General features: G+C 72.3%; 17 protein-coding genes and 1 tRNA gene. 8 read left to right on the plus strand and 10 right to left on the minus strand.

Features of this window, described 5'->3' with window-relative positions:
• Positions 1-75 precede the first annotated feature (75 nt).
• The 4 genes from thrC to argS form a co-directional block, all read right to left on the minus strand.
• The gene (thrC, locus tag ACFYPH_RS24940; RefSeq protein WP_355137970.1) at positions 76-1125 is read right to left on the minus strand and encodes a threonine synthase; all 1050 of its coding nucleotides are present in this window, start codon (positions 1123-1125) and stop codon (positions 76-78) included.
• Between the two features lie 135 nt (positions 1126-1260).
• The gene (locus tag ACFYPH_RS24945; protein WP_355063788.1) at positions 1261-2571 is read right to left on the minus strand and encodes a homoserine dehydrogenase; all 1311 of its coding nucleotides are present in this window, start codon (positions 2569-2571) and stop codon (positions 1261-1263) included.
• Positions 2572-2579: 8 nt separating this feature from the next.
• On the minus strand, positions 2580-3965 hold the full coding sequence (gene lysA, locus ACFYPH_RS24950; protein WP_387185012.1) for a diaminopimelate decarboxylase: 1386 nt from the start codon (positions 3963-3965) through the stop codon (positions 2580-2582).
• 1 nt (position 3966) lies between these two features.
• Complete coding sequence (gene argS, locus ACFYPH_RS24955) at positions 3967-5634, minus strand: arginine--tRNA ligase (RefSeq protein ID WP_387185015.1); 1668 nt, start codon at positions 5632-5634, stop codon at positions 3967-3969.
• Positions 5635-5732: 98 nt separating this feature from the next.
• Here argS and ACFYPH_RS24960 point away from each other — a divergent pair, with 98 nt between their 5' ends.
• From ACFYPH_RS24960 to ACFYPH_RS24975, 4 genes are all read left to right on the plus strand, one after another.
• Complete coding sequence (locus tag ACFYPH_RS24960) at positions 5733-6533, plus strand: DUF3105 domain-containing protein (RefSeq protein WP_354859289.1); 801 nt, start codon at positions 5733-5735, stop codon at positions 6531-6533.
• Positions 6534-6541: 8 nt separating this feature from the next.
• Positions 6542-7213: a DUF305 domain-containing protein gene (locus ACFYPH_RS24965; protein ID WP_354859287.1), complete on the plus strand. Its 672-nt coding sequence runs from the start codon at positions 6542-6544 to the stop codon at positions 7211-7213.
• 376 nt (positions 7214-7589) lie between these two features.
• Positions 7590-8282 (plus strand): winged helix-turn-helix domain-containing protein, encoded by a 693-nt coding sequence (locus ACFYPH_RS24970; protein ID WP_266245768.1) that lies wholly within the window; start codon positions 7590-7592, stop codon positions 8280-8282.
• Positions 8283-8374: 92 nt separating this feature from the next.
• Positions 8375-8446: transfer RNA gene (locus tag ACFYPH_RS24975), tRNA-Arg, on the plus strand.
• A gap of 231 nt (positions 8447-8677) precedes the next feature.
• On the opposite strand, the gene ACFYPH_RS24980 is transcribed toward ACFYPH_RS24975, so the two are convergent.
• The 4 genes from ACFYPH_RS24980 to ACFYPH_RS24995 form a co-directional block, all read right to left on the minus strand.
• A complete protein-coding gene (locus ACFYPH_RS24980) occupies positions 8678-11059 on the minus strand; it encodes an excinuclease ABC subunit UvrA (RefSeq protein ID WP_355063576.1) in 2382 nt (793 codons plus the stop codon).
• A gap of 80 nt (positions 11060-11139) precedes the next feature.
• Entirely contained in the window at positions 11140-11589 is a 450-nt protein-coding gene (locus ACFYPH_RS24985; RefSeq protein ID WP_234585913.1) for a helix-turn-helix transcriptional regulator, read from the minus strand.
• A 94-nt stretch (positions 11590-11683) separates the two neighbouring features.
• The gene (locus tag ACFYPH_RS24990) at positions 11684-12643 is read right to left on the minus strand and encodes a DNA polymerase domain-containing protein (protein WP_387185020.1); all 960 of its coding nucleotides are present in this window, start codon (positions 12641-12643) and stop codon (positions 11684-11686) included.
• Positions 12640-14157, minus strand: coding sequence for an MFS transporter (locus ACFYPH_RS24995; protein WP_387185023.1), 1518 nt, complete (start codon positions 14155-14157; stop codon positions 12640-12642). Before ACFYPH_RS24995 ends, ACFYPH_RS24990 begins: the two co-directional genes overlap by 4 nt.
• 75 nt (positions 14158-14232) lie before the next feature.
• On the opposite strand from ACFYPH_RS24995, the gene ACFYPH_RS25000 reads away from it, so the two are divergent.
• The 3 genes from ACFYPH_RS25000 (at position 14233) to ACFYPH_RS25010 (ending at position 17565) form a co-directional block, all read left to right on the plus strand.
• Positions 14233-14667: a helix-turn-helix domain-containing protein gene (locus tag ACFYPH_RS25000; protein WP_354859241.1), complete on the plus strand. Its 435-nt coding sequence runs from the start codon at positions 14233-14235 to the stop codon at positions 14665-14667.
• A gap of 100 nt (positions 14668-14767) precedes the next feature.
• Positions 14768-15355: a helix-turn-helix domain-containing protein gene (locus tag ACFYPH_RS25005; RefSeq protein ID WP_354859238.1), complete on the plus strand. Its 588-nt coding sequence runs from the start codon at positions 14768-14770 to the stop codon at positions 15353-15355.
• The gene (locus ACFYPH_RS25010) at positions 15355-17565 is read left to right on the plus strand and encodes an MMPL family transporter (RefSeq protein WP_387185026.1); all 2211 of its coding nucleotides are present in this window, start codon (positions 15355-15357) and stop codon (positions 17563-17565) included. The genes ACFYPH_RS25005 and ACFYPH_RS25010 overlap by 1 nt, the downstream gene beginning before the upstream one ends.
• A 58-nt stretch (positions 17566-17623) precedes the next feature.
• On the opposite strand, the gene ACFYPH_RS25015 is transcribed toward ACFYPH_RS25010, so the two are convergent.
• Complete coding sequence (locus ACFYPH_RS25015; RefSeq protein ID WP_354860477.1) at positions 17624-18880, minus strand: erythromycin esterase family protein; 1257 nt, start codon at positions 18878-18880, stop codon at positions 17624-17626.
• Positions 18881-18980: 100 nt separating this feature from the next.
• Here ACFYPH_RS25015 and ACFYPH_RS25020 point away from each other — a divergent pair, with 100 nt between their 5' ends.
• Positions 18981-19172 (plus strand): DUF2795 domain-containing protein, encoded by a 192-nt coding sequence (locus ACFYPH_RS25020; RefSeq protein ID WP_354860441.1) that lies wholly within the window; start codon positions 18981-18983, stop codon positions 19170-19172.
• Positions 19173-19180: 8 nt separating this feature from the next.
• Here the strand turns inward: ACFYPH_RS25020 and erm are convergent, their stop codons facing one another.
• A complete protein-coding gene (gene erm, locus ACFYPH_RS25025; protein ID WP_387185030.1) occupies positions 19181-19978 on the minus strand; it encodes an ErmE/ErmH/ErmO/ErmR family 23S rRNA (adenine(2058)-N(6))-methyltransferase in 798 nt (265 codons plus the stop codon).
• Positions 19979-20477 lie beyond the last annotated feature (499 nt).

Raw genomic sequence — 20477 nt, forward strand, 5'->3', positions numbered from 1 at the left:
GAAAGTGTGCCGGACTCGATCACCTGGACCCCCGCCGCCCCCAGGGGCGGCCCACCGCCGTGGGCTGTACCGCTCTCAGGCCAGGTCGAGGGCGCGGGCCGCGGCCAGCGGATCGTTGCCGATGGTCACCGGGGCGGGCGCGGTGGAGATCGCCCACTCCGGGTCCTTCAACCCGTGACCGGTCACCGTGCAGACCACCGTCGAGCCGGCCGGAACCGCGCCCGCCGCGCCCTGCTGGAGCAGGCCTGCCACGCTGGCCGCGCTGCCCAGCTCGACGAAGACCCCCACCTCGCGGGCGAGCAGCCGGTACGCGGAGAGGATCTCCCGGTCGGTCACCGCCGCGATCAGGCCACCGGAGGCGTCCCGGGCGTCGAGCGCCTTGGTCCAGCTCGCCGGGTTGCCGATCCGGATGGCGGTGGCGATTGTCGACGGCTCCGGCACCACCTGGCCGGTCACGATCGGCGCCGCACCGGACGCCTGGAAGCCGTACATCTTCGGTGCCCGCGTGGTGGCGCCGGCGGCGTGCTCCTCCGAATATCCCATCCAGTACGCGGAGATGTTGCCGGCGTTACCGACGGGCAGGCAGTGGATGTCGGGGGCGTCGCCGAGCGCCTCGACGATCTCGAAGGCGGCGGTCTTCTGGCCGTGCAGCCGGTCGATGTTGACCGAGTTGACAAGCGCGACCGGGTGATCCTGGGCCAGCTTGGCGGCGAGCGCGAGGCAGTCGTCGAAGTTGCCGCTGACCTGGAGTAGCTTCGCCCCGTGCACAAGCGCCTGGGCCAGCTTGCCCAGCGCGATCTTGCCCTGCGGCACCAGCACCGCGCAGGTCAGCCCGGCCCGTGCCGCGTACGCCGCGGCGGAGGCGCTGGTGTTGCCGGTGGAGGCGCAGATGATCGCCTTGTTGCCGGCCTCGACCGCCTTGGAGACCGCGAGGGTCATCCCCCGGTCCTTGAAGGAGCCGGTCGGGTTGGCGCCCTCCACCTTCAGGTAGACGTCGCAGCCGAGCCGGGCCGAGAGCACGGGCGCCGGCAGCAGCGGGGTGTTCCCCTCGTGCAACGTGACGACCGGCGTGGCCGCGGTGACCGGCAGCCGATCCCGGTACGCCTCGATCAGACCCCGCCACATGTCGCTCTCCTCGCCTCTACCCCTGCACCGACCCGAGCATCAGGCCACCCTGGACCACCCTGCCGCAGCCATCGATGGCACACCCCGGGTTACCCACCTGGCGGGACGGGCGAGCCGCCCCGGTGGCTCAACGACTCAGGCGCCGCCCTCGACCCGCAGCACACTCGTCACCGACCGGACGATGTCCAGGCCGCGCAGCTCGGCCACTGTCGCGGCGAGCGCGGCGTCCGGCGCCACGTGGGTGACGATGACCAGCTCGGCGTCGCCGTCCCGGCCGGGCGCCCCGCCCGCCGAGCCCTGTCGTACGGTCGCGATCGACACGTCGTGCCGGGCGAACACGCCCGCCACCGCGGCCAGCACACCCGGACGGTCGGCCACGTCCAGGCTCACGTGGTAGCGGGTCAGCGCCTCGCCCATCGGCCGCACCGCCAGGGCCGCGTACGCGCTCTCGCTGGCCGCGCGCACCCCGGCGAGCCGGTTGCGGGACACCGCCACCACGTCGCCGAGCACGGCGCTGGCGGTCGGCGCGCCACCCGCGCCCCGGCCGTAGAACATCAGCTGCCCGGCCGCGTCCGCCTCGACGAAGACCGCGTTGAACGCGTCGCCGACGCTGGCCAGCGGGTGACTGCGCGGAATCATCGCCGGGTGGACGCGGACACTGACCGTCTCCTGACCGGCCGCGTCGACGCCCCGCGCCGCGATGCAGAGCAGCTTGATCGTGCAGCCCATCGCCTGGGCGCTGGCCATGTCCGCGGCGGTCACGTCGGTGATGCCCTCGCGGTGCACGTCGGCAGCGCCGACCCGGGTGTGGAACGCCAGCGAGGCGAGGATGGCCGCCTTCGCCGCCGCGTCGAAGCCCTCGACGTCGGCGGTCGGGTCGGCCTCCGCGTACCCCAGGGCGGTGGCCTGCTCCAGGGCCTCCGCGAACCCGGCGCCGGTCGCGTCCATCGCGGAGAGGATGAAGTTGGTGGTGCCGTTGACGATGCCGGTGACCCGGTTGATCCGATCACCGTGCAGCGACTCGCGCAGCGGGCGCAGCAGCGGGATCGCGCCGGCCACCGACGCCTCGTAGTAGAGGTCGCCACCGCCCTCGGCCGCCGCCTCGTGCAGGGCCACCCCGTCCTCGGCGAGCAGCGCCTTGTTGGCGGTGACCACGCTCTTGCCGGCACGCAGCGCCTCGACCAGCCAGCCCCGGGCCGGCTCGATGCCGCCGACCACCTCGATCACCACGTCGACGTCGTCCCGTTTGATCAGGCCGAGCGCGTCGGTGGTGAACAGGGCCTCGTCGACCGGCAGGTCACCGCGGTCGCGGCCGAGCCGGCGGACGGCGATACCGGCGATCTCCAGTGGAGCGCCGATGCGGGCGGCCAGGTCGGCCGACTGCTCGTGCAGCAGCCGGACCACCTCCTGGCCGACCGTGCCGCAGCCGAGCAGTGCCAAGCGCACAGGTGACGTCATCCCACATCCAATGCCAGCAGATCGTCTTCGGTCTCCCGCCGGACGATCAGACGCGCCTGGCCGTCACGCACCGCCACGACCGGCGGTCGGGGTACGTGGTTGTAGTTGCTGGCCATGCTCCGGCAGTAGGCGCCGGTGCCGGGCACTGCGACAAGATCTCCGGGCTGCACGTCGGCGGGCAGGAATTCATCCTTCACCACGATGTCCCCGGACTCACAGTGCTTTCCCACCACGCGGGCGAGCAACGGCTGGGCGCTCGACGCCCGGGAGGCCAGCGTCGCCGAGTAGGACGCGTCGTAGAGCGCGGTGCGGATGTTGTCGCTCATCCCGCCGTCGACGCTGACGTACGTGCGGATGCCGTCGAGGTCCTTGACCGTGCCGACCTCGTAGAGGGTGAACACGGCCGGCCCGACGATGGCCCGTCCCGGCTCGATCGACAGGTGCGGCACGGCCAGGTTCTCCGCCGCGCACTCCGAGTCGACGATCTTGCGCAGCCGCTTGGCCAGGTCCTGTGGCGTGGCCGGGTCGTCCTGCGTGGTGTACGCGATGCCGAACCCACCGCCCAGGTCCAGCTCGGGCAGCTCCACCCCGCGCGCGTCGCGGATCTGCGCCTGCAGGGCGAGCACCCGGCGGGCCGAGACCTCGAAGCCGCTGGCGTCGAAGATCTGCGAGCCGATGTGCGAGTGCAGACCGCGCAGCTCCAGCACGTCCTCGTCGAGGATCTTGAAGGCGGCGTTGGCGGCGGCGCCGCCGGCCAGCGAGAAGCCGAACTTCTGGTCTTCGTGGGCGGTGGCGATGAACTCGTGGGTGTGCGCCTCGACGCCGACCGTGACCCGGACCAGCACCCGGGGCCGCACCCCACGCTCGCGGGCCAGTTCGGTCAGCCGGTCGATCTCGGTGAACGAGTCGACGATGATCCGCCCCACCCCGGCGTCCAGCGCCCGGGACAGCTCGGCCGCCGACTTGTTGTTGCCGTGGAAGCCGATCCGCTCCGGCGGCATCCCCGCCGAGAGCGCGGTGGCCAGCTCGCCGCCCGTGCAGACGTCGAGGTGCAGCCCCTCCTCGGCGATCATCCGGACCACCGCGCGGCAGAGGAACGCCTTGCCCGCGTAGAAGACGTCCTCGGTCGGGAAGGCCGCCCGGAAGTCGCGGCAGCGCGAGCGCAGGTCGGCCTCGTCGAGGACGTACACCGGGGTGCCGAACTCGGCCGCGATGTCGCGGACGCTCAGGCCCGCGACGGCGACCGCGCCGTCCGCGCCGCGCGTCACGCTGCGCGGCCACAGCGCCGGCACGAGGGCGTTGACGTCGACCGGGGTACGCAGCCAGGCCGGCCCCTGGTTGCTGATGTCCGCGTGCAGCGCACCAGCCTCATGAGCCCTCATGTCACATCCTCTCGGGTGCGGAGACGCCGAGCAGGTGCAGGCCGTTGGCGATCACGGTGCGGGTGGCGTTGTTGAGCCAGAGCCGGGCGCGGTGCAGGTCGGTGACCTCCTCGTCGCCCATCGGCAGCACCCGGCAGTTGTCGTAGAACCGGTGGAAGGACGCCGCGACGCTCTCCTCCAGGTAGCGGGCCACCCGGTGCGGCTCGCGCAGCTCCGCCGCGGTGGCCACCACCGCCGGGAACTCGGCGAGCGCCTTGAGTAGCTCGTTCTCCTTCTCGTGGTCGAGCAGCTCGGGGCGGAACGCGTCGGCGTCACCCGGAACCAGCCCCACCTCGGCGGCGTTGCGGGCCACGCCCGCCGTCCGGGCGGCGACGTACTGCACGTAGTAGACCGGGTTGTCGCGGCTCGCCCGGGTCCACAGCTCGATGTCGATGTCGATGGGCGAGTCGCTGGAGTAGCGGGCCAGCGCGTACCGGGAGGCGTCCACGCCGATGGCGTCGACCAGGTCCTCCAGGGTGATCACGGTGCCGGCCCGCTTGCTCATCCGCATCGGGGCGCCGTCGCGCAGCAGGTTGACCAGCTGCCCGATGAGGATCTCCAGGTTGCGCTCCGGGTCGTCGCCGAAGCAGGCCGCCATCGCCTTCATCCGGCCGATGTAGCCGTGGTGGTCGGCGCCAAGCATGATCACGACCCGCTCGAAGCCGCGCTCCCGCTTGTCCAGGTAGTAGGCGCAGTCCGCGGCGAAGTACGTCCACTCGCCGTTGGACTTGCGCAGCACCCGGTCCTTGTCGTCACCGAAGTCGGTGGTGCGCAGCCAGGTCGCGCCCTCGGACTCGTAGACCCGACCCTGCTCGCGCAGCCGGGCCAGCGCGAGGTCCAGCTCGCCCCGGTCGTGCAGGTCCTTCTCGTTGAAGTAGGTGTCGAACTCCACCCCGAAGTCGCGCAGCGACGAGCGGATCTCGTCGAACATCAGCGCGACGCCCTCGACCCGGAACACCTCCTGGGCGGCGGCGTCGTCGACGCTGAGCACCTCGGGCCGGCGGGCCTGCACCTCGGCGGCGATCTCGGCGATGTACGCGCCGCCGTAGCCGTCCTCCGGCGCGGGCTCGCCCTTGGCGGCGGCGAGCAGCGAGCGGGCGAACCTGTCGATCTGGGAGCCGGCGTCGTTGAAGTAGTACTCCGTGCCCACCTCGGCGCCGGTGGCCCGCAGCAGCCGGCTCAGGGCGTCGCCGACGGCCGCCCAGCGGACCCCGCCGATGTGCACCGGGCCGGTCGGGTTGGCCGAGACGAACTCCAGGTTGATCTTCTCGCCGGCGAGCCGGTCGCTGCGGCCGTACTCCGCTCCGGCCTCGACGATCACCCGGGCGAGCTGGCCGGCGGCGGCGGCGTCCAGCCGGATGTTCAGGAAGCCCGGCCCGGCGATTTCCACCGATTTGACACCCGGTGCCCGGCCCAGCTCGTCGGCCAGGGCCGTAGCAAGCTCCCGGGGCGGGACGCCCACCTTCTTGCTCAACTGCAGAGCGAGCGTCGAGGCGTAGTCGCCGTGCTCGGAGTTGCGCGGTCGCTCCACCACCGTGCTCGCCGGCAGCGCGGCGCGGTCGAGCCCACGCTGCTCGAAGACGGCGTGGGCGGCGGCAAGGACGACCGAGGCGAGTTCTGCAGGAGTCACCCAACCATGTTATCGGGGGTAGACTCGGGCACTCGGCGGCTCCCCTGCGCGTCATCCGGCCCGCCACCTCCCCTGACCGACCGACTTGACGAGGCACGATGAGCATCAGCACCCCGGGTGGCCCTGAGCGCCGCCCGACCGTGGTCAGCACCGGCAAGAAGCCGGCCGCGGGCCGGCCGGCGTCCGGCGCCAAGGCCGGTTCCGGCAAGCCTGCGGGCTCCCCCCGGGCGGGTGGCAAGGGCCCCCGCAAGCCCGTCAGCCCGGTCAAGGTGAGTCAGGGCCGGGCCTGGGGCCCGATCGCGCTCTTCGTCGCCGTCGGCGTCCTCGCGGCCGGCATCATCGGCTACGGCGCCTGGGCGTCGTTCCAGGGCTCCAAGCCGTGGGACAAGAAGGCCAACGCCATCGACGGCATCGTCAACATCCGCAAGACCGACAAGACGAGCCTCGACTACGAGTCCCACAAGTCGGGCCCGCTGACCTACAAGTACTCGCCGCCCGTGGGCGGGGTGCACAACGCGGCCTGGCAGAACTGCATGGGTGACGTCTACGACGCCCCGATCGCCAACGAGCACGCGGTGCACAGCCTGGAGCACGGCGCGGTGTGGATCACCTACCGCCCGGACCTGCCGAAGGACCAGGTCGACAAGCTCGCCGGCAAGGTGCGTGGCGTCGAGAAGATGCTGATGAGCCCGTACGAGGGCCTGGACAAGCCGATCTCGCTCCAGGCGTGGGGCTACCAGCTCAAGGTCGACAACGCCGACGACAAGCGGATCGACGAGTTCATCAAGGACCTGCGGGTGAACGCCTCCGTCGAGGGCCCGACCGCGCTGTGCAACACGGGTATCACCGCCACCGGCACCACGCCGCGTGACCTCCAGCAGCAGCCCCCGACCCAGTAAGGACGGCGATGACAGCCCCCGCCACCACCACCGACACCGAGCACGACGACGTCGTGGCCGCCCCGGACGAGGGCGGCCCGACACCGGCGCGGCGCTACGGCGTCGCGGCGCTCGCCATCATGGTGGTGGTGGGCCTGCTGCTCGGGTACGCCGGCGGCCTGCTCACCCCTCGCCTCACCCGGCCCGGTGACTCCTCGGTCGAGGCGGGTTTCGCGCGGGACATGACGACCCACCACGCCCAGGCGGTCGAGATGAGCCTGATCGCGTACCGGTCGGCGACGCTGCCCGAGGTGCGGCAGATCGCCGTCGACATCGCCACCGGTCAGCAGGGCGAGATCGGCGCCATGCAGACCTGGCTGCGCGAGTGGCAGCTGAGCCCGACCGGGTCGCAGCCGCCGATGTCGTGGATGTCCGACGGGGCCGCGGTCAAGGACGGGCTGATGCCGGGCATGGCCACCCCGCAGCAGATGGCCTCGTTGCGCGACGCCAAGGGCATCGAGGTGGACCGGCAGTTCCTGGCCCTGATGTACAACCACCACCTGGGCGGCATCCACATGATCGACGCGGCGCTCGCGGAGACCGACAACGCCGAGGTGGTACGCGTGGCCCAGACCATGAAGGCCACCCAGCAGTCCGAGCTGAACAACCTCCGGCAGCTCCAGGCGCAGGCCAAGGGCTGACCCTCCGCACGGGCACACCGGGCCCGCGTTCCCGCCACTCATCGGCGGGACGCGGGCCCACGTCATGTCCGGCACCGGACCGCCCCGTCCTGGGCACGGCGGCCACCCGCCTCTCGACCCGCATGATCCACACCAGGTCGGCGAGGTGGCGGTATCCAGGCGTTCGGACACCGCCACATCGGCGACCTGGCGTCGGACGCGACGAGTCGAAGGCGACCGGCGCCGCGCCCGCCGGCCGTACCCGCAGCTCCCGCACCCCTGTCGACCCACACTCGCCCCTTGTGGGCGTTTTGCGTCAGACAGGCGATTACGTTGCTTAGAGAGTTTTCTCCGCACATATCGTGACCAGTTGTGATTCGTGCTCGTTGCCCAAGACGTGGGGGTTGCACTCAGAGACGCACGGCGCTCGGTCACCAGTTGGTGCCGACGCCACACCATCGGCGGTGACGGGGCGGTGGCAGCCGTCCGTCGCGGACAGCGGCAGGGCGAGCCGGGAACGCTCAGCCGCGAACAGGAACTCGAGCTGATCGACACACTCCGGGGCGTCCACCCCGACGAGTTCGGCCTGGACGAGGAGCTGTGGACGCGGCAGAGCCTCACCACGCTCATCCAGCGCCGGTTCGACCTCCCGCTGGACGCGGGAGCGGTCGGGGCGTACCTGCGGGCCTGGGGGTTGGGTCCGCGGGAACCGCGCGAGCGGGCCTGCGGGCTCTGCGTCAGCGCGGTCGAGCGCTGGGTACGCAGCGAGTACCCGGCGATCACCCGGACGGCCCAGGAGCATCTGGCCGAGGTCTACTGGATCGGCCGGGTGCGGCTGCGGGGCACGATGCCGGCGGCCGACGTGATCTCCGCCGTGTCGTCCCGGGGCCGGGTGCGCTTCATGATCACCACACCGACGGTCGACCCGCCGCTCCCCCGCGACTTCGTGCTGCGGCTCAGCGGCGAGGAGCAGCGCACGGTGCACCTGATCGTGGACGGGTCCTGGCCGCGCAACGAGTGGCCGCGCCGGCTGCCCCGACGGATCGTCCTGCACCCGCTGCCCAGTTGCGGGCGGGCGATCGCGGCCTGAGCACCGGGTGGGCCGGTCACCGACACGACCGGCTCACCCGATACCGATTCGGCGTACGCCCAGGAGGTTTGCTAGTCTTCTCCAGTCGCTGAGCCCCCGTAGCTCAGGGGATAGAGCACCGCCCTCCGGAGGCGGGGGCGCAGGTTCGAATCCTGCCGGGGGCACAAGCTTTCGCGCTCCATGTCCGCTGAGAAGCGCGGACCTGGGGCGCTTGTCATTTCTGCTCCGGGGCCGAGCCCCGGACCCCACGCCCCGGCGCCGGCTCGCGTCGAACCCCCACCGGCGACGCGCGGTGGATCAAGAACGGCGCCTGCGGGGTTCTCGCCGCCACGGCGGCCCGCCGCCGCCCAACCGACGGCCGGGTAGACAATCGGGCGACGGCGGACGGCACATGATCAGGTGCCGACGTACGCCGCCAGGTGCTCGCCGGTGAGGGTGGAGCGGGCAGCGACGAGATCGGCCGGGGTGCCCTCGAAGACGATCCGGCCGCCGTCGTGGCCGGCGCCCGGGCCGAGGTCGATGATCCAGTCGGCGTGCGCCATGACCGCCTGGTGATGCTCGACGACGATCACCGACTTGCCGGAGTCGACCAGTCGGTCCAGCAGGCCGAGCAGTTGCTCGACGTCGGCGAGGTGCAGGCCGGTGGTCGGCTCGTCCAGGACGTACACGCCGCCTTTCTCGGCCATGCGGGTGGCCAGCTTGAGCCGCTGCCGCTCGCCGCCGGACAGGGTGGTCAGCGGCTGGCCGAGGCTGAGGTAGCCGAGCCCGACGTCGACGAGCCGGTCGAGGATGGCGTGCGCGGCGGGCGTACGCGCCTCACCCGCGGAGAAGAACGCCTCGGCCTCGCGCACCGACATGGCGAGCACCTCGCTGATGTCACGGCCGCCGAACCGGTACTCCAGAACCGACGCCTGGAACCGCCTCCCCTCGCACTCCTCGCAGGTGGCGGCGACACCGGCCATCATCCCCAGGTCGGTGTAGATGACGCCGGCGCCGTTGCAGCCGGGGCAGGCCCCCTCGGAGTTGGCGCTGAACAGGGCCGGCTTCACACCGTTGGCCTTCGCGAACGCCTTGCGGATCGGGTCGAGCAGGCCCGTGTACGTCGCCGGGTTGCTCCGGCGGGAGCCGCGGATCGCGCTCTGGTCGACCGACACCACCCCGTCGCGGTCGGACACCGAGCCGTGGATCAGCGAACTCTTTCCCGAACCGGCCACACCGGTCACCACCACAAGCACGCCGAGCGGGATGTCGACGTCGACGTCGCGCAGGTTGTGGGTGTTCGCGCCCCGCACCTTCAGCACACCCGACGGCGTCCGTACGGATGTCTTCAGGCGTGCCCGGTCGTCCAGGTGCCGCCCGGTCAGCGTGTCGCTGGCGCGCAGCCCGTCGACGGTGCCCTCGAACACCACCTCGCCTCCGGCGGTGCCGGCGCCCGGCCCGAGATCGACGACGTGGTCGGCGATGGCGATCGCCTCCGGCTTGTGCTCCACCACCAGGACGGTGTTGCCCTTGTCCCGCAGGCGCAGCAGCAGGCCGTTCATCCGCGCGATGTCGTGCGGGTGCAGCCCGATCGTCGGCTCGTCGAAGACGTACGTGACGTCGGTGAGCGACGACCCGAGGTGGCGGATCATCTTGGTGCGCTGCGCCTCGCCACCGGAGAGCGTGCCCGAGGGCCGGTCGAGCGACAGGTAGCCCAACCCGATCTCCTCGAACGAGTCGAGGAGGTGTTGCAGCCCGGTGAGCAGCGGCGCCACCGACGGCTCCCTGATGCCCCGGACCCAGGCCGCCAGGTCGCTGATCTGCATCGCGCAGACGTCGGCGATGTTCTTGCCCTCGATCTTCGACGACCGGGCCTCCGCGCTGAGCCGGGTGCCGCCGCAGTCGGGGCAGGTCGTGAACGTCACCGCACGGTCCACGAAGGCGCGGATGTGCGGTTGCAGCGTGTCGATGTCCTTGGCGAGGAACGACTTCTGGATCTGCGGGATGAGGCCGACGTACGTCAGGTTGATGCCGTCGACCTTGATCTTGGTCGGCTCCCGGTGGAGCAGGTCCTGCAACTCCTTCTTGGTGTATTTGCGGATCGGCTTGTCCGGGTCGAAGTAGCCGCAGCCCCGGAAGATCCGGCCGTACCAGCCCTCCATGCTGTAGCCGGGGATCGTGATCGCGCCCTCGTTGAGCGACCTGCTGTCGTCGTACAGCGCCGACAGGTCGAAGTCGGTGACCGCGCCCATGCCCTCGCAGCGCGGACACATGCCGCCGAGACGGTTGAAGGTCGCCTTCTCGGTCTTCGTCCGGCCCGCGCCGCGCTCCACCGTGATCGCGCCGGTCGCCCGGACCGAGGGGACGTTGAAGGAGAACGCGTTCGGCGAGCCGATGTGCGGCTGCCCGAGCCGGCTGAAGAGGATGCGCAGCATCGCGTTGGCGTCGGTGGCGGTGCCGACCGTGGAGCGGGCGTTCGCGCCCATCCGCTCCTGGTCGACGATGATCGCGGTGGTCAGCCCGTCCAGCACGTCGACCTCGGGCCGGGTCAGCGTCGGCATGAAGCCCTGCACGAAGGCGCTGTAGGTCTCGTTGATCATCCGCTGCGACTCGGCCGCGATGGTGCCGAACACCAGCGAGCTCTTGCCGGAGCCGGAGACCCCGGTGAACACCGTCAGTCGGCGCTTCGGAAGCTCGACCGTGACGTCCTTGAGGTTGTTCACGCGCGCGCCCTGCACCCGGATCAGGTCGTGCCGGTCGGCGACGTGCGCCGCGGGCGGGTCCGTGGCCTTGCTCATGGTGTCTCCATCTTCTCGGGCGGGCGGGGCCCCGGGGTCACGGCCGACGCGGCTCGCCGCGCCGACCCGACCCGTGGCAGTCACGCTAGGGGTGGCGGCGTGACCTGCGCTTCTCGATTCCTGACCGGTCTGGTCACCTGCTTCGCCGTGCACGACGGCAGCCCGGCCGTCGCGAGCGCCGCCTCCCGCCGGTAGGTGCTGGGCGGCACACCGACCAGCTCGGTGAAGCGGGTGCTGAAGGTGCCGAGCGACGAGCAGCCGACCGCGAAACAGACATCGGTGACGCTCAGGTCGCCGCGGCGCAGCAGCGCCATCGCGCGCTCCACGCGCCGAGTCATGAGATAGCTGTACGGAGATTCGCCGTAGGCGAGCCGGAACTCGCGACTGAGGTGCCCGGCCGACATGTGGACGCCCCGGGCGAGCGCCTCGACGTCCAACGGCTGCGCGTACTCCCGGTCGATGCGGTCGCGGACGCGGCGCAGCCGCGCGAGATCGCTCAGGCGCTGGCTCTCGGCGGATCGGCTGGTCACCTGGAAAATCGTGCCACAGACCCCCGACGACAGGGACCGTCGAGGACCGCGCGCCTCCGATGATCGTGGTCGATCAAGGAAACGGCGCGTACCGTCAGCCGGTCTCGCGGCGTGCGCGGGCCCGGCGCTTGCCCTCGTGCATGGCCTGCACCCGCGCCACCGGGATGGTCCGGCCCTCCGCGACGAGGTCGGCGGGGAGCGACTGCGGCGCCGGCATCAGCGCGACCCACGAATCGGTCCCGGCGACCAGTGGCGGCACCGTCCGGATGGTGAAGTCCGCCGGGGTCACCTCGGTCAGGTCGGACCAGTCGACCGGGAAGGAGACCGGCATCCCGGGCCGCAGTCGCGGGCTGTACGCGGCCACGACCGTCGCCCCGCCGGCTCGGGTGGCGTCCACGAAGACCTTCCCGCCCCGGTCTTCCTTGATGTACGCCGTGGTGGCCAGCGCCGGGTCCAGCCGCTCGGCGCGGACGGCGAGCGCCCGGGTGGCGGCGGCCAACTCCTCGGCGGTGGGGTCACCCGCCACCGGGACGAAGACGTGCACGCCCTTGGCGCCGCTGGTCTTGACGGCCCCGGCGAGGCCGGCGTCGGCGAGCGCCTGGCGGACCAGCAGGGCAGCGGCGACGGCCGCGCGGAACCCGTCGCCCTCGGGCGGGTCCAGGTCGAGCACCAGGTGCGTCGGGCGGTGCAGATTCGCCACGGTGGCCAGCGTCGGGTGGTACTCGACGGCCCGCTGGTTGGCGAACCAGAGCAGGGTGCGCCGGTCGTCGCAGAGGGCATACGAGATCTCCCGGTGCGACGCCTCGGCCCAGACCGGCACCCGGCGGACCCACTCCGGGGTGTAGCGGGGCAGGTTCTTCTGCATGAACGGCGGCTGGCCGGGGCGGACCCGGATCACCGACAGCGGACGGTCCCGCAGCTGCCCGATGATCGGCTCCCGGACCGCGTCGAGGTAATCGACCAGGTCGCGTTTGGTCGCGTCGTCCCGGTCGGACAGCGGCTGGTCCAGGTTGGTCAGGGCCACGCCGTCGCGGGTCTCGTCAGCCTCACTCACCCGATCACCCTCCCGGCCCCGGCGTCGTCGGTCAACCGGACGCGGCGCTTGGACACCGAACGATTCCGCTGCCCGCCGTCGTCGACCGGCGCTTCGACGTCGGGCCGCTGGCCGGCCGGGCGGCGGGGCAGCGTGCCCAGCGCCACCAGGAACGCGGCGAGCACCAGAGCGGCGGCCACGGCATACGCGACCTGGTAGCCACCGGCCAGCGCCACCGCCTCGGCCCGACCGGCGGCCCGGAGGCCGTCGCTGCGGGCCGCGGCCAGGGTCGCCAGCGCGGCCAGGCCGACCGCCCCGCCGACCTGCTGGGTGGTGTTGGCCAACCCGGACGCCAGCCCGGCGTCGGCGTCGGTCGCGCCGACCATGGCCAGCGTGGTGACGGCCGGCAGGGTCAGACCTCCGGCCACTCCGAAGACCACCAGCGCGGGGAGTACGTCGGCGAGGTAGCGGCCGTCGGCGGGCAACCGGGCGAGCAGCAGGAAACCGATGATCGCGAGGCTCAACCCGACCAGCAGCACGCTGCGGGCGCCCCACCGGCCGATCAGCCGACCGGCCAGGCCGAGCGACACCACCGCGATCACCACCGGGGTGGGCAGGAAGGCCCAGCCGGTGGCCGCCGCGTCCAGCCCGAGCACGAGTTGCAGCTCGACGGCGAGCAGGAACTGGAAGCCGAAGTACGCGGCGACCATGAGGAACTGCACCGCGTTGGCCGCGACCAGGCCCGGCACGCGCAGCACCCGTGCCGGCAGCAGTGGAGTCGCCGCCACCCGTTGGCGTACGGCGAAGCCGCCGAGCAGCAGCGCCGCGAGCGCCGCCGCACCGAGGGTCCGCGGGCTGGTCCAGCCGTGCTCACCGGTCCCCACGATGCCCAGCACGGCGGCCATCAGGCCGGCGGTGGCCAGCAGGGCGCCGGGCACGTCGAGGCCGGCCCGCAGGCCGATGCTCCGTTCGGCGGGGAGTTGGCGGACGGCGGCGAGCAGGATCGCCGCCCCGATCGGCAGGTTCACCAGGAAGATCGAACGCCAACCGGCCAGCTCGGTGAGCACCCCGCCGGCGACCGTGCCGATCGTGGCGCCGGCCGCCCCGGTGAAGCTGAAGACGGCGATGGCGCGGGCCCGCTCGACCGACTCGGGATAGAGCCGGACGATCATCCCGAGGCTGACCGCCATGGCGAGCGCGCCGCCGACGCCCTGGCCGAACCGCGCGCCGACGAGCAGGGCCGGTCCGGTGGCCGTCGCGCAGGCCAGCGAGGCCAGGGTGAACAGCACGACGCCGGCCAGGAAGACCCGACGCCGGCCGAGCAGGTCGCCGAGGCGGCCGGCGAGCAGCAGCAGCCCGCCGAACGCCACCAGGTAGGCGTTGACCACCCAGGCCAGTCCGGCGGCGGTGAAGCCCAGGTCGCGTTGCACGGAGGGCAGGGCCACCGACACGACACTGCCGTCCAGGATGATCATCAGGCTGCCGGCGCAGAGCACGAGCAGGGCCGGCCAGCGGGCCGGGACGGTACGGTCCATCGGATGCCTCCTTGGTGCACGGTTTGTTACCGAGGTCATCGTCTGTGACCATGAGCCGGAGCGGAAGGAGGCACTGTGATGTCCCAGAGGAACAGCGATGTGTCCGCGCAGGTCGAGGCGGAGTTCACCTGCGCCGCCGGGAACGTGCCGTTCACCCCCGGGCAGGCTCGGGCGTGCACCGTCCGCGAGGTGCTGGACCGGGTCGGCGGCAAGTGGAGCATCGGCATCCTGGTGGCCGCGTCGAACGGCCCGGTGCGCTTCACCGAGCTGGAGCGGCACATCGAGGGCATCAGCCGCCGGATGCTCACCCTGACCCTGCGCAACCTGGAGCGCGACGGCCTGCTGCACCGCACGGTCTATCCGACCGTCCCGCCGAAGGTGGAGTACACGGCCACGCCGATGGCGCTGGAGCTGTACGAGTCGCTGGTGGCGCTGACCAGTTGGGCCGAACGGCACCGCCGGGCCATCGCCGAGGCGCGGACCAGGTACGACGCCGAGCGCGCCGGCTAAACCGGACCCCGGTGTGGGGAACGCCACCACGTTCTTCTGACCGATCGGTCAGGGTCTGACCGATCGGTCAGGCATGCTGGTTCACGGAGGTGGACCGGTGATGGCCAGAGCGGTGTCCGAGACGCACGGCGAGATCCTCGCCGCGGCGGCGCGACGGTTCGCGGTGACCGGCTACCGGGGCACCTCGTTGCAGGACATCGCCCGCGAGGTCGGCTGCTCCAAGGCCACCGTGCTCTACCACTTCGCCAACAAGGAAGCCCTGCTCGCCGAGCTGATGGCACCCGCGATCGGCGTGCTGCGCGACCTCGACGACCAGCTCACCGGCCGGACCGGCGCGGCCGCCCAGGAGGTCGCCGCGGCGGGCTTCGTCGACCTCGCGGTCCGGTTCCGGCGGGAGATCGCGGTGCTGCGCGGTGAATTCCCCGAGCTGCTGTGCCAGCCGGCGTTCGCGCACATCCAGGAGATCTCCGACCGGCTGCGCGACGCGTTGGCCGGGCACTCCGATCGTCCGGGCGCCCGGATCGCCGCGCTGGTGCTGCTGGCCGGCATCTCCGAGGCGTGCGCCGAGTTCGCCGACATTCCCGACGACGAACTGCGCGCCGCCCTGCTCGCCCTCGTCCGGCGGGCCGTCGAACCCGTCGACGCACCCCTGACCCATCCACCCACGACCGAGGACAAGGACTCCTGATGGCCACCCTGCTCTACCGGCTCGGCCGGGGCGCGTTTCGCCGGCGACGGCTCGTCGTCGCGCTCTGGCTCGTCGTACTCGTCGGCGCCGGTCTGGCCGCGGCGACCCTGCGCGGCCCGACGGCGAGCAACTTCACCATGCCCGGCACCGAGAGCCAGCGCGCTCTCGACCTGCTCGCCGAGCAGTTCCCGGCGGCCAGCGGCGCGACCGGCACCATCGCGGTCAAGGCACCCGGAGACGGCCAACTCGGCACCCCACAGGGCCAGGCCGTGGTGCAGGAGCTGGTCCAGCAGGCCGGGACGCTGCCCGGCGTGGTCGGCGCGGTCAACCCGCTCCAGGTCGGCGCGGTCTCGCCCGACGGCCGGTACGCGCTGGTCCAGGTCCAGTTCGCCACCGGCGCGGACGAGGTGACCGACGACCAGAAGACCGCGTACGAGCAGGTCGGCGCGGCGGCGAAGGCACAGGGTTGGCAGGTCGCCCCGGGCGGCGAGGTGCTGGGCGGGGAGCCGGAGATCGGCTCGACCGAGGCGCTCGGCGTCGTGGTCGCCGCGATCGTCCTGATCATCACCTTCGGCTCGCTGGTGGCCGCCGGGATGACCATGCTCAACGCGCTGATCGGCGTGGGCGCCGGCATGGCCGGGCTGTTCGCGCTGAGTGGCGTCGTCCAGTTGACCAGCACGGCGCCGATCCTGGCGCTGATGCTCGGCCTCGCCGTCGGCATCGACTACTCGCTGTTCATCACCTCCCGGCACCGGCAGAACCTGCTCGACGGTCTGCCCCCGGACGAGGCCGTCGGCCGGGCCGTGGGCACCGCCGGCTCCGCCGTTGTCTTCGCGGGCGCCACCGTCGTCATCGCGCTCGCCGGACTGGCCGTGGTGGACATCCCGTTCCTCACCGTGATGGGTCTCGCCGCCGCCGGCACCGTCACCGTGGCCGTGCTCGTCGCCATCACCCTCCAGCCGGCGCTGCTCGGCTTCGCCGGACGCCGGGTTCTCCCCCGCCGGCTGCGCGCCGTCCCCACCGACGAGACCGCCGCCACCGCCAGCGGACCGGCCAACGAGACGAACGCGGCCACCGAGGACCGGTCCCGGTTCGGCTTCCGCTGGGCGCGGTTCGTCACCCGGTTCCGCGTACCTGTCATCCTGGTCGGCCTGCTCGGCCTGGGGCTGCTCGCGCTGCCCACGCCGGACATGCGGTTGGCGCTGCCGGACGCCTCGACGGCGGCCGTCGGCTCGCCGGCCCGGGTGTCGAACGACCTGATCACCGAGGGCTTCGGCGCGGGCTTCACCGGTCGACTGGCGGTCGTCGTCGCCGGTGACTCGCCGCAGGCCACCTCGGCCGCCGTACCGCAGGTCACCGCGCTGCTCCAGCGCACCGAGAACGTCCTCGCGGTGGCGCCCGCCCAACTCAGCCCGGACGGCCGGACGGCGCTGCTCGGCGTGGTGCCGAAGACCGGCCCGACCGACGAGGCCACCGAGACGGTGGTGCACGACATCCGTGACTCGGTGAGCGGGATCCGCGACGCGGACGTGCTGCTCACCGGCGTCACCGCGATCGGCATCGACGTCTCCGAGAAGCTCTCCGACGCGCTGCCGGTCTACCTGCTGCTGGTGGTCGGGCTCTCGGTCCTGCTGCTGATGCTGGTGTTCCGTTCGCTGCTGGTGCCGGTCAAGGCCGCGCTGGGCTTCCTGCTCACCGTCGCCGCCACGTTCGGCATCACGGTGGCGGTGTTCCAGCAGGGGCACCTCGCCGACCTGGTGGGCCTGGACACGCCCGGTCCGCTGATCAGCTTCCTGCCGATCCTGCTCATCGGCATCCTGTTCGGGCTCGCGATGGACTACGAGGTGTTCCTGGTGTCCCGGATGCGCGAGGACTTCGTGCACGGCGAGACCGCCCGCCAGGCCACGATCAGCGGCATGGGGCACGGCGCCCGCGTGGTCACCGCCGCCGCGTTGATCATGATCTCGGTGTTCGGGGGCTTCGTCTTCCTCGATGACCCGGTGATCAAGTCGATGGGCTTCGCGCTGGCCATCGGCGTGGCCATCGACGCCTTCGTGGTCCGCATGACCATCGTCCCGGCCGTGATGTCCCTGCTCGGTGACCGCGCCTGGTGGCTGCCCCGCTGGCTCTCCCGCGCCCTGCCGAACGTCGACATCGAGGGCGAAGGGCTCCGTACCCACCTGACGACCCAGACCCCCACCCGGGTCTGATCCGTCCCGACCACGAAAGGTGCGGCGCCCGCTCGGGCGCCGCACCTTTCGGCACTGCTCACACGCCGGCCGGGTACGTCTCCATCTCGCCGGGCACGGCGGGGACCGCCAGCGGGTGCAGGGCAGTCGTCTCGTCGCACCAGATGAAGGCGTCGTAGCGTTCGCCCAGCCGGGTCGGCACGTAGTTGCCCCAGGACTCGAAGGACGGGTCGTAGACCACCCCGATCGCCCGGTGATCCACGGGTTCGGTGACCCAGCCCGGCTGGTCGTCGCCGCCGAAGACGAGCACCGCCCGCTCCGGCATCAGCTCGTGCAACCGCCGCTCCACCGAACCCTCCCGCGCCGGCGGCACCACCATCGCCTCGGCGGGCGAACCCCACCGGGGAGCGGCGATCACCGTGCCCCGGTAGGTGCCGAACCCGACCAACGCCACCGCGTCGTCGCCGTGCCGCTCGCGGGCCAACTGACCAATGTTGACCATGCCGTCCGCGGCCATGTCGGTGGCCCGCGCGTCGCCCACGTGCGTGTTGTGCGCCCAGACGATCCCGCGGGCGTCCGGGCCGTAGCGTTGCAGCAGCCGGTCCAGGGTGTCCTGCATGTGGGTGTCACGGATGTTCCACGAGTCCGGGCCGCCGGCCACCATCGCCCGGTAGTAACGCTCCGCGCCGGCCACCACCTCCGCGTTCTGCCAGGCCGAGAAGCGGTCCGGGCCGTCCGACATGGCCTGTTCCCGGGTACGCGCCAGCAGCCGGACGACCTCCTCCTCGCAGCGGGCCGAGACGAAGCGGCTGGCCGCGCCGTACTCCTCGACCCGCTTGCCGTACGGCTCGAAGCACCGGTACGCGTCCTGCGCCGCCTCCAACGAGGTCGGGTCCTCCTCCCCCAGGTAGTCGAAGATCGCCTGCATCGACTCCCAGAGGCTGTAGACGTCGAGCCCGTGGAAGCCCGCCCGCCCGTCCTCCGGCCGCTCCAGGTTCCACGCTCGCAGCCAGCGGCAGAAGCGCGCCACCTCGGCGTTCGCCCACATCCAGGTCGGCCACCGCTCGAAGCCCTCCAGCGCCAACTGTGGATCGTGGGCCCCGCCCGGCGCGGCGGTGACCGAGCGGTGCACCCGGTCGCAGTCCGGCCAGTCGCCCTCCACGGCCACGAACGAGAAGCCGCACTCCGCGATCAGCCGACGGGTGAGCTGCTCGCGCAGCCGGTAGTAGTCGTAGCTGCCGTGGGTGGACTCGCCGATCATCACCACCCGGGCGTCCCGGACGCGCTCCAGCAACGGGTCGAAGTCGCTCGGCGCGCCGAGCCGCTGAACCAGCATGGCAGCGGCTACCCGGCGGTCGCGCCGGCAAACCGTCGGCGCGTCGCCCACCGACACGCCGTGCGCGTGTACGGGGGCGGCGAGCGGGTAGCCGACCGGCATGACCGTCACCGGCGTGCAGTTGCAGGAGTACCTGGCCGGGCTCGACTACCCGGTCTCCCGCGAGGACCTCGTCCGTTGGGGGCAGGAGAACGGGGCCAGCACGGCCCTGTTGCAGATGTTGCAGGCGTTGCCGGCCGAACAGTTCGAGTCCCCGGCCGAGCTGAGCGAGGCGCTGATCACCCTCGCCTGACCGGCCGGTCACCGCGCGTGCAGCAGCCGGAACAGCACCAGCCACTGCTCCGGCCAGACGTACCCCACGGGGGTGTCCGACGCGATCCGCGTCGCGCGCAGGGCGGCCGCGACCCGAGCCGGCGGGTGGTGCCGGCGCAGGGTCGCGGCGAGCGAGCCCCCGACGCCCTCGAAACCCCACCCCACGAGCCTTCGGTACGCCGGCAGAGCCGCCACCGGCAGCAGCGGCTCCGGCCGCCGTTCGATGCGCAGGATCCCGGCGTCGACCGCCGGCACCGGCCGGAACGCGGTACGCGGCACCCGCCCCGCCAGCCGCCACCCGAACTCCGGCCAGGTCGAGACGGTGAGCCGGGTCCACCGGCCGTAGTCGCCACTGCGCCGGCGGGCGTACTCCAGTTGGGTGAGCAGGGTCGCGGACCGCAACCGGGGCGCGGCCAGGCACCACCGCACCACGGCGGAGGTCAGCGACCACGGGATGTTGCCGACCACCGCGAACGGCTCCGGTGGCGGCTCGGCGGCCAGGAAGTCCGCCTGCCGGTGCTCCACGTTGGACAGCTCCGCGCGGACGGCGGCCAACGCGCGGCGGGCGGCCGGGTCCACCTCGTACGCCGTCAGCCGCCCACACCGGGCCGCGAGCGGACGGGTGAGCTGCCCCCGGCCCGCGCCGACCTCCAGCAGGAGCCCGGCCGGATCGGGGTCGGCGGCGCGGATGACCCGCTGGACGGCCGCACGGTCGACGAGAAAGTTCTGGCTGAGTACGCGACGGGACCGGTCGCGTTCGGTTGATCGAAACGGGCGAGGCGCCACGGGTCGTCGTCCTGTCTGTCGCCGCTCGGCGACGGGCTGGACAGGCAGCCGGAATTGCCGGACCTGTCCGAGTGGATCGGGACTCGGACGGCCCTGGACGATGCGCGGGTACGCGATGACGAGGCGACAGCCTCGTGCCGTGGCGAAGGATCAGCGGCGGCGGGGCGACAGCCCCAGCGCACCGCGAAGTGGACCGATCAGCGGCAGGTCACGTCCCAGCCCGTCAGGGCCGGACGCCGGACGCGCGGACGGGACACCAGCAGGGCACCCCAGGCGGCCGACGTACCGACCCCCTCGATCAGGGCATGCGTGAACATGCCCACCACCCTACCGACCCCCACCCCAACCCCCCACCCATTTCCCCCCGCCCCCGCCCCGCCGGCTCCCCGCCGACTTGCCGCGGTCTCCCCGCCGGCTTGCCGCGGTGATCAAGAGGTTTGGGTCACGCGGCACGGCGTGTCGTGACGCAAACCTCTTGATCACGAGGGTGTGGGGTGGG

It is taken from the genome of Micromonospora sp. NPDC005252, assembly GCF_042872475.1.
GTDB lineage: Bacteria > Actinomycetota > Actinomycetes > Mycobacteriales > Micromonosporaceae > Micromonospora.

Bases quoted from the DNA above. Each gene is read 5' to 3' on its own strand.
- thrC (WP_355137970.1), bottom strand. From the start codon at position 1,125: ATGTGGCGGGGTCTGATCGAGGCGTACCGGGATCGGCTGCCGGTCACC.
- lysA (WP_387185012.1), bottom strand. From the start codon at position 3,965: ATGAGGGCTCATGAGGCTGGTGCGCTGCACGCGGACATCAGCAACCAG.
- ACFYPH_RS24960 (WP_354859289.1), top strand. From the start codon at position 5,733: ATGAGCATCAGCACCCCGGGTGGCCCTGAGCGCCGCCCGACCGTGGTC.
- ACFYPH_RS24965 (WP_354859287.1), top strand. From the start codon at position 6,542: ATGACAGCCCCCGCCACCACCACCGACACCGAGCACGACGACGTCGTG.
- ACFYPH_RS24980 (WP_355063576.1), bottom strand. From the start codon at position 11,059: ATGAGCAAGGCCACGGACCCGCCCGCGGCGCACGTCGCCGACCGGCAC.
- ACFYPH_RS24995 (WP_387185023.1), bottom strand. From the start codon at position 14,157: ATGGACCGTACCGTCCCGGCCCGCTGGCCGGCCCTGCTCGTGCTCTGC.
- ACFYPH_RS25005 (WP_354859238.1), top strand. From the start codon at position 14,768: ATGGCCAGAGCGGTGTCCGAGACGCACGGCGAGATCCTCGCCGCGGCG.
- ACFYPH_RS25010 (WP_387185026.1), top strand. From the start codon at position 15,355: ATGGCCACCCTGCTCTACCGGCTCGGCCGGGGCGCGTTTCGCCGGCGA.
- ACFYPH_RS25015 (WP_354860477.1), bottom strand. From the start codon at position 18,880: ATGCTGGTTCAGCGGCTCGGCGCGCCGAGCGACTTCGACCCGTTGCTG.
- ACFYPH_RS25020 (WP_354860441.1), top strand. From the start codon at position 18,981: ATGACCGTCACCGGCGTGCAGTTGCAGGAGTACCTGGCCGGGCTCGAC.